General features: G+C 33.9%; 16 protein-coding genes. 6 read left to right on the forward strand and 10 right to left on the reverse strand.

The window, feature by feature from the left end; genetic code table 11:
• Positions 1-397: 397 nt before the first annotated feature.
• The gene (locus DFQ11_RS06395; RefSeq protein ID WP_110475038.1) at positions 398-709 is read left to right on the forward strand and encodes an HPF/RaiA family ribosome-associated protein; all 312 of its coding nucleotides are present in this window, start codon (positions 398-400) and stop codon (positions 707-709) included.
• A gap of 2 nt (positions 710-711) precedes the next feature.
• Positions 712-1,098, forward strand: coding sequence for a thioredoxin domain-containing protein (locus DFQ11_RS06400; RefSeq protein WP_110475039.1), 387 nt, complete (start codon positions 712-714; stop codon positions 1,096-1,098).
• A 258-nt stretch (positions 1,099-1,356) separates the two neighbouring features.
• Here DFQ11_RS06400 and DFQ11_RS06405 read toward each other — a convergent pair whose 3' ends face one another.
• Positions 1,357-2,547, reverse strand: a complete 1,191-nt coding sequence (locus DFQ11_RS06405; RefSeq protein WP_110475040.1) for a CynX/NimT family MFS transporter — start codon at positions 2,545-2,547, stop codon at positions 1,357-1,359.
• A gap of 181 nt (positions 2,548-2,728) precedes the next feature.
• On the reverse strand, positions 2,729-3,604 hold the full coding sequence (locus DFQ11_RS06410; protein ID WP_110475041.1) for a YihY/virulence factor BrkB family protein: 876 nt from the start codon (positions 3,602-3,604) through the stop codon (positions 2,729-2,731).
• A gap of 205 nt (positions 3,605-3,809) precedes the next feature.
• On the opposite strand from DFQ11_RS06410, the gene DFQ11_RS06415 reads away from it, so the two are divergent.
• A complete protein-coding gene (locus DFQ11_RS06415; protein ID WP_110475042.1) occupies positions 3,810-5,204 on the forward strand; it encodes an NAD-dependent succinate-semialdehyde dehydrogenase in 1,395 nt (464 codons plus the stop codon).
• Positions 5,205-5,278: 74 nt separating this feature from the next.
• Here DFQ11_RS06415 and DFQ11_RS06420 read toward each other — a convergent pair whose 3' ends face one another.
• Complete coding sequence (locus tag DFQ11_RS06420) at positions 5,279-5,470, reverse strand: cold-shock protein (protein ID WP_110475043.1); 192 nt, start codon at positions 5,468-5,470, stop codon at positions 5,279-5,281.
• A gap of 202 nt (positions 5,471-5,672) precedes the next feature.
• Between DFQ11_RS06420 and DFQ11_RS06425 the strand changes: the two genes are divergently transcribed.
• Complete coding sequence (locus DFQ11_RS06425) at positions 5,673-5,936, forward strand: hypothetical protein (RefSeq protein WP_110475044.1); 264 nt, start codon at positions 5,673-5,675, stop codon at positions 5,934-5,936.
• A 57-nt stretch (positions 5,937-5,993) separates the two neighbouring features.
• Here the strand turns inward: DFQ11_RS06425 and lpxD are convergent, their stop codons facing one another.
• From lpxD to DFQ11_RS06450, 5 genes are all read right to left on the reverse strand, one after another.
• Positions 5,994-6,986, reverse strand: coding sequence for a UDP-3-O-(3-hydroxymyristoyl)glucosamine N-acyltransferase (lpxD, locus tag DFQ11_RS06430; protein WP_110475045.1), 993 nt, complete (start codon positions 6,984-6,986; stop codon positions 5,994-5,996).
• Between the two features lie 198 nt (positions 6,987-7,184).
• Positions 7,185-8,303 (reverse strand): DEAD/DEAH box helicase, encoded by a 1,119-nt coding sequence (locus DFQ11_RS06435; RefSeq protein WP_110475046.1) that lies wholly within the window; start codon positions 8,301-8,303, stop codon positions 7,185-7,187.
• A gap of 838 nt (positions 8,304-9,141) precedes the next feature.
• Positions 9,142-10,689, reverse strand: a complete 1,548-nt coding sequence (locus DFQ11_RS06440) for an SDR family NAD(P)-dependent oxidoreductase (protein ID WP_110475047.1) — start codon at positions 10,687-10,689, stop codon at positions 9,142-9,144.
• A 28-nt stretch (positions 10,690-10,717) separates the two neighbouring features.
• Entirely contained in the window at positions 10,718-11,167 is a 450-nt protein-coding gene (locus tag DFQ11_RS06445; RefSeq protein WP_110475048.1) for a KTSC domain-containing protein, read from the reverse strand.
• 91 nt (positions 11,168-11,258) lie between these two features.
• Positions 11,259-12,812, reverse strand: coding sequence for a DEAD/DEAH box helicase (locus tag DFQ11_RS06450; RefSeq protein ID WP_110475049.1), 1,554 nt, complete (start codon positions 12,810-12,812; stop codon positions 11,259-11,261).
• A 325-nt stretch (positions 12,813-13,137) separates the two neighbouring features.
• Between DFQ11_RS06450 and DFQ11_RS06455 the strand changes: the two genes are divergently transcribed.
• Both DFQ11_RS06455 and DFQ11_RS06460 read left to right on the forward strand, forming a co-directional pair.
• Positions 13,138-14,070: a peptidoglycan DD-metalloendopeptidase family protein gene (locus DFQ11_RS06455; protein WP_110475050.1), complete on the forward strand. Its 933-nt coding sequence runs from the start codon at positions 13,138-13,140 to the stop codon at positions 14,068-14,070.
• Positions 14,071-14,227: 157 nt separating this feature from the next.
• Positions 14,228-16,462 (forward strand): type IA DNA topoisomerase, encoded by a 2,235-nt coding sequence (locus DFQ11_RS06460; protein ID WP_110475051.1) that lies wholly within the window; start codon positions 14,228-14,230, stop codon positions 16,460-16,462.
• 74 nt (positions 16,463-16,536) lie between these two features.
• Here DFQ11_RS06460 and DFQ11_RS06465 read toward each other — a convergent pair whose 3' ends face one another.
• Together DFQ11_RS06465 and DFQ11_RS06470 are read right to left on the reverse strand one after the other, a co-directional pair.
• A complete protein-coding gene (locus DFQ11_RS06465) occupies positions 16,537-16,995 on the reverse strand; it encodes a cold-shock protein (RefSeq protein WP_110475052.1) in 459 nt (152 codons plus the stop codon).
• 165 nt (positions 16,996-17,160) lie between these two features.
• Positions 17,161-17,619, reverse strand: a complete 459-nt coding sequence (locus DFQ11_RS06470) for a hypothetical protein (RefSeq protein ID WP_110475053.1) — start codon at positions 17,617-17,619, stop codon at positions 17,161-17,163.
• Position 17,620: the final 1 nt, after the last annotated feature.

The raw sequence follows: 17,620 nt of genomic DNA on the forward strand, positions 1-17,620 counted from the left end.
CTGGATCATCAGTTTTTAATTGTTTAAAATGTCGGAGGTCAAATGCTTGATTATTTTTTTAAACTCTAATACCCAACATTCCTGGGCTCTTGCGAATAATTTCCAGCTTCACAATAAAAGCTATTTATTTCCTTCCACTAAAACTCATATAAACGACAAAATGTACGATATAAAATCATATAGACGATTTATAAGAGTTAGCAAAACTTAAATAACTTTATAAGACTACTAGACCTTTTAATACTCCGAATTCTATTTGACATAATATAAAGCCAAGCATATTTTTATTGAAAGAAATCTTTACTTAATAAAGTTAAGGACTCATTGATATCAGTCAACACTTTGAAAGTGAATACCATAACTTTGAATAAAAACAACTTATTTAAAACAAAGCACCATGAATAATAACACCATTATATTTGAATACCACGATGTAACATCAAGTGATAGCCTGGAGGCATTTACGAAGGAAAAATTAAATGATGTCTTTAAGAAATTTGATTTTGTAATTCGTGCAGATGTATTTTTTAAGATTGAGAACACCTCGTCTGACGACACTGGAAAAATATGCGGTATTCGCTTAAGTGCGCCTGGCCCACGTTTATTTGCGGAATCTTCACATGATAATTTCCAAGAAGCGGTTACTGAGAGTATCAGACAATTAACCATACAATTGAAGAAACGAAAAGACATGATGAAAAATTATTAATTATGGGTGTATTTAGCGACGATAAAAGAGAAATTACATGTATTTATAATAGTAAGGATCGTTCCGATAAACAGACACTTTCTTATTTACAAGCATCAGAAAAAAGTTTATTGAGTCTGGATATATCAAAACAACAGCCTACAGGAACGCAATGGGTTGAGTTATCTAAAAGATTAGGAACCTCCATAAATACGCTGATAGATGATAAAGAAATTTCAGGCGATATTAGAAGTTTTAGCGAAACCGATTGCATTACCATTTTAAGGGAAAATCCGTCGGCCCTTAGAGGCGCTATAGTATTCACTGAAAATAAAGCTAAATTAATTACAAATCCGACAGAGGTTTTGACCTTTATTGACGCTGATAGCAAAAATATTCCTCGTCCATAATTATAACGTTACATAAATTAATTACCTGTTTTGAGTTGGTTAGTGATGAAAAGCCTTCATAACAAGGAGTTAGCAAGATTTTTTTATTTTTTTTTTTGAACTGATTAGGGTTTTATTAGTTGCTGAATAACAACTTATATTCAGATCGAAACGCTTTCCTTTAAATTTGCGACTGGCTTTCAATTGGTCTATCCACTACTCCATCGTAACTGTTGCACGTAGTTATCCTTAGGTCGATTTAAATTTCTTTTTAAAAACTTAAATTTTTCGGTTTTTACCAACGTCGATACCCATTAACAATTTAAGAATTGAAATAACAACTAATAACATCAACCCATAATTCCACACATGCGTTAAATCGTATATCAGGCCTACGATAAAAGGACCTGAAGCTGCAATAAAATACCCTATTGACTGAACGATACCTGAAAGTTCGGCGGCTGTTTCGGCATCTTTTGAGCGCAAAACAATAAGTAATAAAGCCAATCCAAATGTACCTCCTAAGACCATTCCAATGAGACCTACCCACAGTTCCACCATTCCTATTCCAGGAAGCATTAAACCTATCAATGCTAATACTTCAATAATAATTAAGCTTACAATAACCAAGCGTTGATCTTTACGTGATCCTGCCCAAATTGGAATTATGATAGCTCCTATAATTCCTGTGGCTTGTGATAAAGATAACATCCAACCAGCATAAGAAGCGTCATAACCACGATCTATTAATATGGCTGGCAACCAAGCTAGAATTACATAAAAAGCTAAAGACTGAAAGCCCATATAGAGTGCCAATTTCCACACCAAAACAGTACCGCTTAATTTTCTCATAGCTTCTTTAAAACTTCTACGTGGTGGTGTGCGATTAATTCGTTTAAGGTTTGGAATCCAAATAACCATAGCGATAATAGCTAATACAGCCCATACTCCCAAGGAGCCGCGCCAACCTAAGTTTAGTTCCACAGCTAAAGGTACACTTAGGCCCGCTGCAATAGCAGCACCAAGCGACATTATTCCTGAATATAAACTCGTAACAAATCCTGCTTTATGAGGAAAGTTCCGTTTTATAATAGCAGGAATTAAAACATTACCAAAAGCAATGGCTATACCTAATAATATAGTACCTAAATACAACTCAAAAATACTACCAAAAGAACGAATAATAATTCCACTGGTGAGCAGAACCATAGCACCCAATATGGTGTTCCCTATACCAAAACGTTTAGTAAATAATGGCGTGATAGTAGAAACTATGCCGAAGGCGATAAGTGGTAAGGTTGTCAATAGTCCTAATAATGTATCTGAAAGTCCAATATCCTGACGAATCATATCAATCAGCGGTCCAATACTCGATAATGCGGGTCTTAGATTCACGGATATGAACAAAACACCAACTAATAATAGGGTTCTTGACGCTTTATTTAAGCCATTTTCATCTTTTGTGTCCATAATATAAAAAGGCTACAAAAGTAAGCCTTTGTTTTGATAGCGTATCAAGAATATAAGCGAATTCTACAACGATCTAATGCCTGCTTTAGAGCTGTGTTGAAAAAATTACATCATTAAGATAAAGTTGAAATATTATCTGTATCTGAAAATATTTTATAAGTATGAATAACCTCTTAAAAATTTAAGAAATATAATCGTCCTGTACATATTTATCGGCATATTTTTTTGTAAAATAGGCACCATACAGAAGAATAAGACTAGTATAAGACACCCAAAGCATAATTAAAATAATTGAACCGGCGGCGCCATAAGTTGAACCAGGTTCCATAGTATTAAAGTACAAGGCTAATAAATATTTACCAATCATAAACAAAAAAGTTGTTAGTGCGGCCCCTACTCTAACAGACTGCCATTTAATTTTCGCCGATGGCAAATATTTAAACATCGTTGCAAACAGAATAAAGATAAAAGCTACAGATACCAAAAAGTCCACAACAAATAAATAATCAAAGAGATCATCGGGTAAAACTCTGTTCAATTGTTTGCTAAACGTACTTAAAATTGATGTTAAAACGAAACTGGTCAATAATAAAAAGCCAAGAATCAAAATAAAACCAAAACTCTTTACTCGACTCATTAGAGTAGCTATCACACTGTTTTTATAGGGTGGTTCTTGCTCCCAAATGGTATCTAATGCCGACTGTAATTGAAAAAATACGCCTGTTGATCCATAGATCAATGTACCTACCCCTATAATCGTGGCGAACACTGATGTTTTTTCGCCACTTTGGTTATCAATCATCGTTCTTATGGCATCTGCCGCATCCGGACCTATAGCATGCGAAATTTCATTTAATAATTCACCTTGCACCAAGTCTTCTCCCCAGAATCCGCCTACGACTTTAAGAATAATGATAATCAAGGCTGGTAAAGACAGAATAGCATAATAGGCTACGATGGCACTTCGTTGGAAAGGCTCACCATCAAACCACGCCTTTAGAGCATCCAATAACAATCGTGGGAAGTCTTGTATTCTAAATGTTTTGATTGTGCTCATTTATAGTTGTATTAACCAAATGTATAAAATGATTAGCGGTTTAATTAACCTTATCGCTAGAAATGATGCTCTTTAAAAGCTTGGGTGAAAATATATTTTTTCAATCCTCGTCCGTACTCTATTGATTTAGGTTAATATTCTTAAGAAATCAGTTAACATCTATGCTGTTTTTTTTGGAACTTATAAAAAATATTAAAACGACATTATGAATTCGCAAAAAAAGAATAAAAGTTTTAGCACTATAAATCCAGCAAACGGAAAAACATTAGCTACGTATAATTATATGACTGACAAAGACGTTGAGACGATTATACAGAAATCACATCAATCCTTTTTAGAATGGAGAAAGACTACATTTGAAGACCGCGCAAAAATTATCAAAGCCATTGGCGCTGAACTTCAGAACCAGAAATCCGAGTTATCTGAAATGATGACCAATGAAATGGGAAAACTATTAAAACAAAGTTATCAAGAAGTTGATTTGTGCTTTAGCATTTGTGAAATTTCTGCGCAGAAGGCTGCGGATATACTTAAAAATGAAGAACGTGAATTATCTAATGGAGGAAGAGGCATTATTACCTACTCGCCAATTGGAATAATTTATGGAATTCAACCTTGGAATTACCCGTGTTATCAGGTCATTCGCTACGCCATATCTAACCTTATGGCTGGTAATAGTGTATTATTAAAACATGCTTCTAACGTTACCGGTTCTGCAAAATTATTAGAATCTATATTTAAAGCGGCGGGATTACCCGATGGTTTATTCAGTGTTTTTATCATTTCTCATGAGCAATCTGACAAGGTGCTTAATCATGAATTAGTTCGTGGAATTACGCTTACCGGTAGCTCTGAAGCCGGAGAGATAATTGGAAAAAAAGCAGGTCAAGCCTTGAAGAAATCAGTTTTAGAATTAGGTAGTAATGATGCCTATATTGTATTAGAAGATGCTGATATTGATCTCGCTGTAAAGACCTGTGTTATGGGTAGAATCTATAATAACGGAGAAACTTGTATTGCCGCTAAACGTTTTGTAGTAGTTGAATCTATTTATGATAAGTTTAGAGATGGTTTTGTAAAGGCAATGGAAAACATAACAATTGGAGACCCAAAAGATAAATCTTCAAAAATGGGACCAATTGCTCGAGAGGATTTGAGAGAAACACTGCATCAACAGGTGGAAAAAAGTGTAAAACATGGTGCTAAAATATTATGTGGCGGACAGATCCCTAAAGGTGAAGGTTTTTATTATCCTGCAACGGTATTAGAGAATGTAATTCCGGGACAACCCGCCTATGACGACGAACTATTTGGACCTGTAGCCTCTTTGATCAAAGCAAAAGATGAAAATGATGCTATGCGTATAGCCAATGACAGTCGATTTGGTCTCGGCGGTGGTATATTCTCTAAAAACGAAAAACACGCTATAGAATTAGCTATGACGCATTTTGATACGGGCATGGTATTTATTAATAAGTTTGGATTAGCAGAACCTAATATGCCATTTGGAGGGGTTAAAAACTCTGGATTCGGAAGAGAACATGGCGGTTTTGGGATGAAGGAATTTGTGAATGTAAAATCTATAATGCTTCCTAATTAAACTAATTATTTTAATGTAGAGAATAAAAAAAGCCCATCACGTCGTGATGGGCTTTTTATTTTATGCAATATATATTAGATAACTCTTACGTTTACTGCGTTTAATCCTTTTTTGCCTTCTGCTAGATCGAATTCGACATTATCGCCTTCACGAATCTCATCAGTTAATCCAGAAATATGGACAAAATGTTCTGTGTTTGAACCTTCTTCTGTTATGAAGCCGAAGCCTTTATCATCGTTGAAGAATTTTACTGTTCCTTTAGTCATTGTATTGTATTTAATTTTAATAATTACTTAATAGTAATCAATAATGATGCCATCTTTTAAACTTGGTTGCTTATCCGTTTTTTACACTCATAACCAACACTTTACCGATAAAACCTTCCCATAGAACAAACAAGTTTGACCGCCATAGATTTAGCTGATATCTTAGTTAAACAATCCCCTCAATCTATTAAAATTAAATACTATGGAAACAAAATTCTCATTATTTAACCAGATTAATAGTTTATGCTACTGGTTGTTAGTTTCAAGTGATTATAGAACTTCGGTGAAGCTAGACGCCGAAAAAGACACCTACAGTGTTCATATCACCCATGGTGGTGTTGAGCTTTATGCCAATACTATTTCGGGATTTAGCAAAAGGAATACTAATTTTTTGGAAAACGAATTAGACGGAATGGTTGCCGGTCTCCTGCATCTAAAGCAAAGTGTTGAACAAAAATCCGCTTAAATTATAAACAAATTTAAAGGGTGACAACTAATAAAACCCGATTCTTTATTCGCCGTTTTATTGTCTGGCTAATTTCCTAAGGGCTACCCATTGCTTTAGCATTTCTCTAGAGTCGACAGCAGGATATCCTAATACGGTTTTACCAGCAGGCACATCGTTCATTACACCAGATCCAGCTCCAACAGTTGCTCCTGAGTGGATGGTTGTATGATCTTTGATAGATGCACTTCCTCCTATGATAACACCATCTCCTAAAGTAACAGAACCCGCGAGACCTGAACTTCCTGCCATAATACATGAACGACCAAGAACACAGTTATGTGCAATTTGCACTAAATTGTCAATCTTACAACCATCACCGATAATTGTTGAGCTGAATTTACCTCTATCTACACAAGAGTTCGCTCCGATTTCAACTCCATTACCAATAACTACATTGCCTATATGTGGTATTTTAACTAAACCTCTACCATCATCACTTGGTCGATAGCCAAAGCCATCGGCGCCGATGCTCACATTGGTGTGAAATAAACAATGATTTCCAATTACCGTACGTTCTCTGATCACGGTTCCTGACCAGATCGTTGTTCCATCACCTATAGTAGTGTCGTCCATAATGGTAACATTAGGAAAAATAGTCACATTAGTTCCAATAATTACGTCTTTACCAATATAGCAACCCGCTCCTACTCGACTTCCTTTACCGATTTTTGCTGTTTTATCAATAGTTGCAGAAGGATGAATATCTACTTCAAAATGTAAATTATCAGGTGCAAATGTCTCGAGTAGTTTAGCCATCGCTAAATCGGCATTTTTTACTTTAATAAAGACTCGATTTTCTCCCGGATCGATATCTATATTATCATTCACAATAGCTAAACTCGCTTTCGAATCTTTCCATAAGCCTGCAAATTTTCGATTTCCAATAAAGGTAGCCTGATTTTCAGTTGCTTTTTGAATTTGTTCTAATCCAGTTATTTTTTTGTTGGTTTCACCTACAACCTCACCGTTAATTATGGCGTTGATGTCTTCTATTGAGAATGATTTCATTAATGTGTTTTTGAATTAAATTTTATGAGCTAACAATATAATACTAAAAATTGAAAATAAAGATTTGGTACTATTAAGAGTCGAATATTTGATACTTATAATTCTAGACCTATTACTAAAAATCTATAATTTTACAATACAAATTTGTTATATCTTGTTCCTTTCGACTAACAAAAAATTCCTTTTTTTAGTTAAAGATTACATGGAAATTTCTCTAAAAGTAATACCCAGTGCATTTTGTATATCAATTACTTTTTGCATTTCACCAGGAATGATTAATGCGATAGACTGACCTGTTTTTCCTGCTCTTGCGGTTCGTCCACTTCTATGTGTATAATAATCTAATTGTTCTGGTAATTGGTGGTGTAAGACATACGCTAAGTTGTTGACATCAATTCCTCGCGCTGAAACATCTGTTGAAATTAAGACCTGTAAACTTTCGTTTTTAAATGCGCGCATGACTTTGTCACGGTCCTTTTGTTGCATATCACCTTCTAAAGCTCCAACAGCATAACCTTCGTTTTGAAGTTGCTCTGCTAAGGTTTTAGTTCCTGCTTTTGTTCTACAGAAAATGATGCCTCTTTCATCTTGGCGTTTATCCAAAATTCGAATGATCATATTCAACTTATCCTTTATGGTTGTATGTACAAAGTGATGCGAAATATTCTCATTCACCAAAGCATTTTTATTGACTTCTACTTTAACGGCATCTGGCGACATATAATTTTTTACAATATTCTTGATTTCCTCTGGCATTGTCGCCGAAAACAACCACGTGTTTCTTTTTTTAGTATTGTATTTCAAAATTTTATTAAGGTCTTCCTTAAAGCCCATACTTAGCATTTCATCGGCTTCATCTAAAACTAAGATTTTCACCTTAGATATGTCTACAGCACCTCGTTCTACTAAATCTAACAATCGACCTGGAGTTGCCACGACAATATGTGTGGTTCTTGTCAAAGCTTTTATTTGCTTATCTATTTTTTCGCCGCCATATACACCTTCAGAAAAAATCTTTCCGTCTATGTATTTAGTAAATCTAAATAGTTGTTTTTGAATCTGTTGAACTAACTCACGTGTTGGAGCAATAATTAAAGCCTGAACATCATCTGAGTTTTTGTCAATGGCGTGTAATACAGGTAAACCGAAAGCGGCAGTTTTACCAGTTCCTGTTTGTGCTAAGCCAATTAAATCTGTTTTAGATTCAAGAAGAATGGGAATTACCATCTCTTGTATTTCCGTTGGTTTAACAATGTTAAGTTCTTTTAATCCCTTTATATATGATTTATGAATTCCTAATTCTGAAAATGTTTTCATGTTATTGTTTTATTGTAATGATTTAGGGCGAAATTTGAACATTCGACCTGTTGTATTGTTTTAATTAGGCCATTTCTTGTTCAGAAATACTACCTATAAGGTTTAATTTTAATAGGAAATTTACCTAATTATTGTGCAAAGATATATTGAATGCTGGTTAAATTAGAAAAATAGAGACTAATTTCATGAATTATTACTAAGGGTTCACTTATTTGTTTTCTGAACATTTAATGAGTAGTTACGGAAATACGGATTTAGACACTAATTTCACTAATATTCACAAATTTCAATAATCCTAACGAATATACTAAGTGATGAATGCTACTAATTATCTAAATACTTTGAACTAACAGCTACCGACTCTTAAAGACACTAATTTCTCGAATTTTCACAAATTTCTAAAATCCTAACGAATATATTAAGTGATGAATGCCACTAATTGACTGAATAGGTTGAATTAACAACTCTTAAAGACACTAATTTCACAAATTTTTTTAGCCTAAATGTATTTTAGATATCTATTAGTTTTGGTTGAACTGAGATCGAGACACTTATTTCTATAAGTCTAATAAACATATTAAGTATTGAATTGTACTAATCGACTAAATACTTTGAACTAACAGCTACCAACTCTTAAAGACACTAATTTCAAGAATTCTAACGAATATATTAAGTGATGAATGCTACTAATTATCTAAATACTTTGAACTAACAGCTAAAAACTCTTAAAGACACTAATTTTCTTTAGCCTTAATGTTGTCAATACAAAATTGATTGTTTGAACTTTTAATTAAATCCTTCGATTCAATTTCAAATTCGGCTTGGTTTTCTTTCTTAACTACCAACTGATAGGACGATAATCCTTTAAGAATTTACCTGACCAATGTTTTCCTGAATTAATACCATCGAAAAGCGGATCTAATACACGAGCAGCACCATCTACAATATCTAAAGGTGGTTGAAAATCGTGCAATTCTTGTTTTCGTTTTGCTAATTCTGCTGGATCTTCGTCAGTAACCCAACCTGTATCAACAGCATTCATAAAAATGCCTTCTTTGGCTAAACCGCCAGCTGCTGTATGCGTTAACATATTTAAAGCGGCCTTTGCCATATTGGTATGTGGATGACGATCTTCCTTGAAAAACGAGTGAAACTTCCCTTCCATTGCAGAAACGTTAATAATGTGCTTCTGACCCGTATGGTCTTTTTTCATCATTTCAGACAAACGATTACATAATACAAATGGTGCAACCGAGTTTACCAATTGCACTTCAATCATTTCTGTGGTTTCAATTTCACCGAGTTTTAATCTCCAACTATTCGTTTTTCTTAAATCGACTTGTTGTAAATCGGCATCAAGTTTTCCTTCTGGAAAGACTTCTTGCGGAACTAAAGTATTATCAAAACTATATGGAATCTGTGATAATTTAGCTGAGGCCCTCAACCCAATTCCAGGTTCTGGTCCATGCCAAGTTACCGGCATGTTTTTATTAGAAGAAGCCCCTGATGTTAAATGCTTTAATTCCGATAAACATTCGGAATGATCTTTTAATAAATCGCGCGCAAATTTTGGAAGTTCCTCAATAGGTCGTTCCTCATTTGGCATAAGATGTTTATAAAATCCTGCAGGACGTCTCACCGTTTGTGCGGCATTATTGATAAGAATATCTAATTTTTCGTACCGTTGTTCTATAAAATTACAGAAAATTTCGACACTAGGAATATGTCTTAAATCTAAACCGTGAATTTTTAGACGGTGTCCCCATTCTGTAAAATCCTCTTCCTGTGAAAAACGCAATGCAGAATCTGCAGGAAATCGTGTTGTTGCAATAACTGTTGCTCCCCCGCGCAATAACATTAATGTGATGTGATAACCAATCTTCAATCGCGACCCGGTAATAACCGCAACTTGCCCTTTTACATCTGCTGTTTGAAAACGTTTCGCATAGTTAAAATCACCACATTCGGTACACATTGTATCGTAAAAATGGTGTAATTTGGTAAAGAGCGTTTTACATACATAACAGTTTCGTGGCGTTTCTAACTCTAACAGTTCCTTATCTTTTAAATCGGCTTCAGGTAAAAGTTTAGGCGCAACAAATACATGTGCCTCTCTCGCACTACGTATTCCTGTCTCTTTTCTAGCACTTCTATCTTTTGCTGCTTGCTTTCGTTTCGCTGCTTTTTTAGCATCTTTTTTTCGACGAGAAAATTCTTCTCTGCTTGGACGAGATAATTGTCCGGATGCCTTTAATAAAGCGGTACGTTTCTCCTTAGGAATTTCAAAAATCTGATTGGTATCTGCAACTAAACGTTCTAAAGTAGCAATACATTTTTCAATCTCATCTATCGAGATGTCCTCTGTATTCAAATTATCTTTACTCATAATTATTAGGAACTACTCCTACTCTAAATTAAGCCTCTTGAAGTTCTTTCTTAGACTTTCGGTATATATACGAATTGAAAATACTTCGTCTGGCAAATCGCATTTGTTTATCTGAATTAACAAACTTAATAAATACATGCTTTGGTACACCAAAATATTCATAAGTTGTTCCGTCTAAAAAAGTAATTTCTAAAAGTTGTCCCTTATGTTGAAAATCTAAAATGTTAGATTCCGATGTTGTTCTAGTATATTCCTCTAGATTTGCTGCTTTAGTTTCAGGTGCTATGCTTACAAGAAAATGATAACCATCAATGATTTCACGGCTTTTTATTTCCGCTTCCTCTTGACCAGAATCTCCATCTTGAAATTTATCAGGATGCCATTCTTTAACTAAGTTTCTATACGATTTCTTTAAGTCTTTTAAAACTATTGAATCTTCTATAGAAAATAGTTTTTTGTACTGGTTGATGCGTTTCATTATTTGTGCTTTAAATTGAGGCGCGAAATTACGCTATATTTTAAGACGAAGAGCTATTTATTTTCATTATAATTTCGTCTTAAAAAATCCTCTAATCTTCTGGCGGATAGCCGTGAATCTGCTCGAAAACTTCATCAAAATTAGTCCTTAAATAGGTGTTTAATTTTTTCTGATAGTCATCTTTCAACCATTTTAAGAAGTTATAAGTACTTTTACTAATACATTTAGCATAAGTTTCTATACGTTGGTTGATATCATCTTTAAGTAATTTAGCCAAGGCCAAAGCGTCATAAACATCTTCACTATTTTCTATACAGATTTTCGCATGTTGCTCAATAGAACGCTCTAAAACTACTTTTGAAGATTCTCCTTTAGCTACTGCATCTTTATAAGTTTGAGTAATATCGAAATAAGTTTCTTCAGACTTAGAAAATTCCTCTTTAATCTCATCTGCTAAATCATGTTTGAAATTAGCCTCAATTGCGACATCATCCTTAATCCTATCTGCATACCAATTCGGTGATTTAAAAATCAATTGCCAATCTAAATCCGCTCCCCAAGGACCAAATCTATATAAGTTGTTTCCTAAATCTATAGTGGTAAATTTCGTTTTGTTGTTCAAAATACGAGAACCACGACCAATCATTTGGTAATATAAAGTCAGAGATTTAGTTGCTCTGTTTAAGATAATTGTATCGATTGTTGGCTCATCAAAGCCTGTAGTTAAAATACTCACAGAAGTAAGAATCGCATCAGGAGTTTCATGAAACCATTGTAAAATTTGTTTACGTTGTTTTTTAGTTGCGGTATTGTCTAAATGCATAATAGGCAAACCTGCTTCTCTAAAGGCGTAATACACACTAATAGATGTATTAATACCATTATTAAAGATCAATGTTTTCTTTCCTAAGGAATGCTTTTTATAGGCATCAATTAGCTTTTGTAACATGGCAGGACTAGAGTATAAATCTTCGGAAGATTTTACCGTATAATCGCCATTAGAACCTACTTCTAGTGAGGTTAAACTCATATCGTAAGCATAAGTTTCTGCTCGCGCCAAAAACTCATTTTCAATAAGATTTTCAATGGTCTCACCTGTAATAAGCTCATCGTAGTTATCCTTCATTGGTAACTCTTTATTTGAACTTAAAGGCGTTGCAGTTACGCCAAGAATAAATGATTTTTCAAAGAATTTGAAAAGCTTAGTAAATGAATTGTAGTGCGCCTCATCAATAATAACTAATCCGACATCAGAAATATCTAATTTATCGTCATTTAAACGGTTGTTTAAGGTTTCAACCATAGCTACAAAGCAAGAATAATCGCCTTGATCATCTAAATTAGCCTTACTATTAACCACTTTATTAGTCACTCCAAAGCTGGTTAACATCTTAGAGGTTTGACTACAAAGTTCAACTCTATGCGTCATAATAATCACTTTTTTATTGTGATTTTTTAAGTACTGACGAACAATTTCCGAGAAAATAACAGTTTTACCACCACCTGTAGGCAACTGATACAGAAGATGATAATCGTCGCGTTCAGTTTCAAATTTTTCAAAAATTTGGCTTATAGCACCTTGTTGGTAGTCATATAATTCTTTATCCGTTTTTTTCTCTTGAATAGCTTGAGTTGTATTAGACATATATATAGTTTCGGGTTATTATTTGAAGGTGCAAATTTACAACACTTTAAGACACTAAAAAAGCATCAACAGAATTGATGCTTTTTCGACTTCACTTAAACTACAAACGAAATGTGGATAATTCATCCATATCTCGTTAATAATAAGTTCTTAAAACCATATTACAATTATAATTTCGTTATTGCCAATTGTTAAAATTATATACAAATTGAATAAAAAGCGCTTACTTTAACGTCCAGAGTCAACTTTTAATTCGTAAGGGTTAAGTGCACAATGTTAATTATATATTTACGTTTCCAAAGTTGTTAGATTTTTATTTACCTATATGAAATACATTTTTTTGTGTATTGCACTTGTTAGCAGTACGTTATTTATTTATTCTCAGGACAGCTTAGGTTCAAATTCCTTAACCATAGAATTACCAACGGCGAAATTTAATCGTGGTATTATAGCAAATTCGGTAGAAATTCCACTTGTTGAAACGCCAACTCCCACCAAAGTACCTATAGATATAAAAGCAGAATATTGGGATAACTACACGCATAATCCTTATTTAAATAAGAATCAAAACTTCCCTCTGCAATTACATTTTGATGACAGCACTTATGCTTCGCCTGTTCCTCATACCAAAGTTGTAACTTCTCGCTATGGCTGGAGAGGAGGACGTCCTCATAAGGGAATAGATATCGATTTAGTAACTGGAGATACTGTTGTTTCCGTTTTAGACGGAATAGTACGAGTTGCTAGATATATTAACGGGTTTGGAAATACCGTAGTAGTTAGACATTATAACGGATTAGAATCTACATACGCCCATTTATCACATATTGGAGTAAAAGCGAATGATTCTATTGCTAAAGGTGAATTCTTAGGTAAAGGTGGAAATACTGGAAATTCTAGAGGAAGTCATTTACATTTAGAGCTTAGCTATAAAGGTGAATCTATTCACCCTGAATATTTATTTGATTTTTCTTCTAAAAACGCCATTAGATCTCAACAGGTTTGGGTAACTCAAAAATGGACGCACCCAAGATTTCATAATTCTAGGTATGCGAGCAAAGTGAATCTTTTAGAATCTGAAGAAGATGCTTTAGCTAGTTTAAAAGTTCAACAAAGAGTTTATGTCGTTAAGAAAGGAGATACACTGTATGATATTTCTAGACGTAATCATTTGTCGTTAAGTGCAATTTGTAGTGCTAACGGGATTAAGCCTAATTCTCCTTTGAAGATTGGACAGAAATTGGTTTTAGATCTATAATCACAATTCAATAATACTAGCTTACAACTATAAATAACTTCCTATAATTCTAAATTCGAATTTAAATTGGTTCAATTCGGCAGTGAAACCACTGTCATTTTTCTTGCCATGTACATAGAAATTTAAGTACTTTGCGTCTTTATAAAAACCAATAAATTTGAAAGTCTGTATTGCCGAAAAACCCAGTGTTGCAAGAGAAATTGCATCAGTATTAGGAGCCACTACAAAACGAGATGGCTACTATGAAGGCAATGGCTATGCAGTTACCTATACTTTTGGTCATTTATGTACATTATATGAACCTGTAGATTATAAACCGTATTGGAAAAGTTGGGATTTAAACAACTTACCAATGCTTCCTGAAAAGTTTAAGGTTAAAGTCGCAAATAATGATGGCATAAAAAAACAATTCAATATTGTAAAAAGTCTATTTGATAAAGCAGAGGTTGTTATAAACTGTGGTGATGCGGGTCAGGAAGGAGAATTAATTCAACGTTGGGTAATTAACAAGGCCAACTATAAAGGAAAAGTTGAACGCTTATGGATTTCATCTTTAACTACTGAAGCTATAAAAGAAGGCTTTCAAAATCTAAAACCTTCTGAAGATTACGACAACCTGTATTATGCTGGTTTCTCTAGATCTATTGGCGATTGGCTTTTAGGAATAAATGCTACACGATTATATACCGTAAAACATGGCGGCTATAAGCAGGTCTTGTCGGTAGGAAGAGTGCAGACGCCAACTTTGGCTATGCTAGTTAATCGATTTAAGGAGATTGAAAATTTTGTACCACAACCCTATTGGGAACTGCAAACGCTTTATAGAGATACACTTTTTAGCTATGAAGAAGGGCGTTTTCTCAAAATGGAAGATGGCGAGGTTTTAGCCAATAAAGTTAAAGAACATGAGTTTGAAATTGTTTCTATAACCAAAAAGAAAGGTACAGAATACGCTCCCAAATTATTTGACCTAACGGGATTACAAGTTTATTGCAATACTAAGTTTGGTTTCTCAGCAGACGATACTCTTAAGATTGCACAAAAATTATATGAAAAAAAGGTGGTGACTTACCCTAGAGTTGATACCACATTTTTACCAAATGATGTTTACCCTAAAGTAAAAGGAATTTTATCTAAACTAACGGATTATTCAGCTCTGACGGCTCCAGTCTTAGAGAAAAAGATAAAGAAGTCTTCTCGTGTGTTTAACGATAAAAAAGTAACAGATCACCACGCCATTATTCCAACAGGCATGCAAACGCATTTGCAATACAATGAGCAACAAGTCTACGATATAATTGTAAAGCGATTTATTGCTGTGTTTTATGACGATTGTAAAGTTTCAAATACCACTGTAATCGGAAAAGCTTCTGATGTTAATTTTAAAACCACCGGAAAAGAAATTTTATCTAAGGGTTGGCGTGTTATTTTTGAATCTGAAAAATCAAATAAGAAGGAAGATGCTTTATTACCCACCTTTGTTAAAGGTGAAAAAGGGCCACACGAGCCTTCCTTTTTAGAGAAACAAACCAAGCCACCAAATCAATATACCGAAGCTTCTCTTTTACGTGCCATGGAAACAGCAGGAAAGCAAGTAGAAGACGATGAGTTGAGAGATTTAATGAAGGAAAATGGTATTGGTAGACCTTCTACACGTGCTAATATTATTGAAACACTATTTAAACGTAAATATATTAAGCGTAATAAAAAGCAGATTTTACCAACCGTTACAGGAATACAACTGATAGATATTATCCAAAACGAACTTTTAAAATCCGCAGAACTTACGGGAACTTGGGAAAAGCAATTAAAAGATATTGAAAAGGGGGAAATTAGTGCAAACACCTTTATTAAAGGCATGAAACGCATGGTCGACGCCTTAGTGTACGAAGTAAGAAGTGAAAAGGTTGAAACGCGCATTTCAGCAATAAATAACAAACCTGTTGAGAAGTCCAAAGGAAAATCAAAATCTAAGGGGAAAACTGCAAAAAAATTGGTTGGTAGTTCTTGTCCTAAATGTAAATCGGGCTCACTAATTAAAGGAAAATCTGCTTATGGCTGTAATCTGTATGGAAAGTCGTGTGACTTTACGCTACCGTTTACTTATGGAGAAAAGAAGATTTCTGAAAAACAATTCATCCGACTTCTAAGTAAAGGCTCTACGGTGAATCTTAAAGGCTTCAAAATTAACGGTGAGACACAAGAAGGATTACTGCGATTTGATGAGGCTTTCAAACTAAAATTTGAACCGAAGAAAGTGGCCAAGAAAGAAGGAGCTATCAAAGCTGGTGATACCTGTCCGAAATGTAAAACTGGTAAAATACTAAAAGGAAAAACAGCTTTTGGCTGCAGCAATTATAAGACAGGTTGCGATTTCCGAAGCAACTTTTAATTCTTAGAATATATTCCATAAAAAAAAGCCACTATCTTAAGATAATGGCTTTATTATTTTATAACAACTAAAAATTAAGCTTGCTTAACTCTTACGGCGTTCATTCCACGTTGTCCTTTCTCTAGTTCGAAAGTTACTTTGTCATCTTCTGCAATATCGTCAATGATACCACTAACGTGCGTAAAATGCTTTTCGTTAGTTTCTAAATCGATGATAAATCCAAATCCTTTAGAATTATCATAGAATGATACTTTTCCGGTTCTGATTGGATCAAATTCTTCTTCGTCTCCTTCTTCTTTCTTTGGAATTCCAATTTCGATATTCTCGGCCTTAACCTTTACCTTCATTGAAGGATCTGGTGGCGTGTCTGTTAGATTTCCATTATGATCTACATAAGCAATAGGAATCCCTCCTGCTCCATTTTCATCTTTTTCGAGCTTACGCGCTTCCATTTTCTTGCGCTTGTCTTCTCGTTTTTTTAATCGTTTTTTTTCTTTTTCACTTTTACTAAAAGTCTGTTGTGATTTAGCCATTCGTAGTTTTAAAAATTAATTATATATGTGTGCTTTTGAAAATATTTATAATGCAGACAAGTTAACTAACTTAACAATGAATAGTATTAAAATCTAAAAAAACAACTTAAGGATTAAAGTTATTTGTGTAGTATATTTTCAATAAACTGACCACAAAGATACAACTTATATCCTTTCAATCCTGCCTAGTTGCGTAATATTATTATTACCTGAGTTTAATGATAGAAAAGCTTTACCAATTTTATTGATTTTTATTTGGTATTCATCTGTTCCAATATTAAATAAGATTAGGATTTCATACTTAGCATCATTAAAAGAACTTTTATAGTTTTTAAGTCTTCCATCTAAATTAACTGTTTTGTCAAAAGAACTAAAAGACGCCAATTTTCCTGAAACTTTCGCCTTATTAAATTTTAACCTATTTGTCTTACCATCTACAAGTTGTCGTTTTTCATCATTAAAAACCGCTTCAGAAATAAATTGAAATTGCTTTGAAATCACTAAAGATTTAGAATTGTTATAAGTGGCCTGAAACATTTCCTCTTGAGATTGTTTTGTCTGTCCAGTAACAAATGATACTGCAGAAAGGCTAATAAGTAAAGTTAATAAAACTAGTTTCTTCATG

This window comes from Winogradskyella epiphytica (genome assembly GCF_003217215.1).
Lineage (GTDB): Bacteria > Bacteroidota > Bacteroidia > Flavobacteriales > Flavobacteriaceae > Winogradskyella > Winogradskyella epiphytica.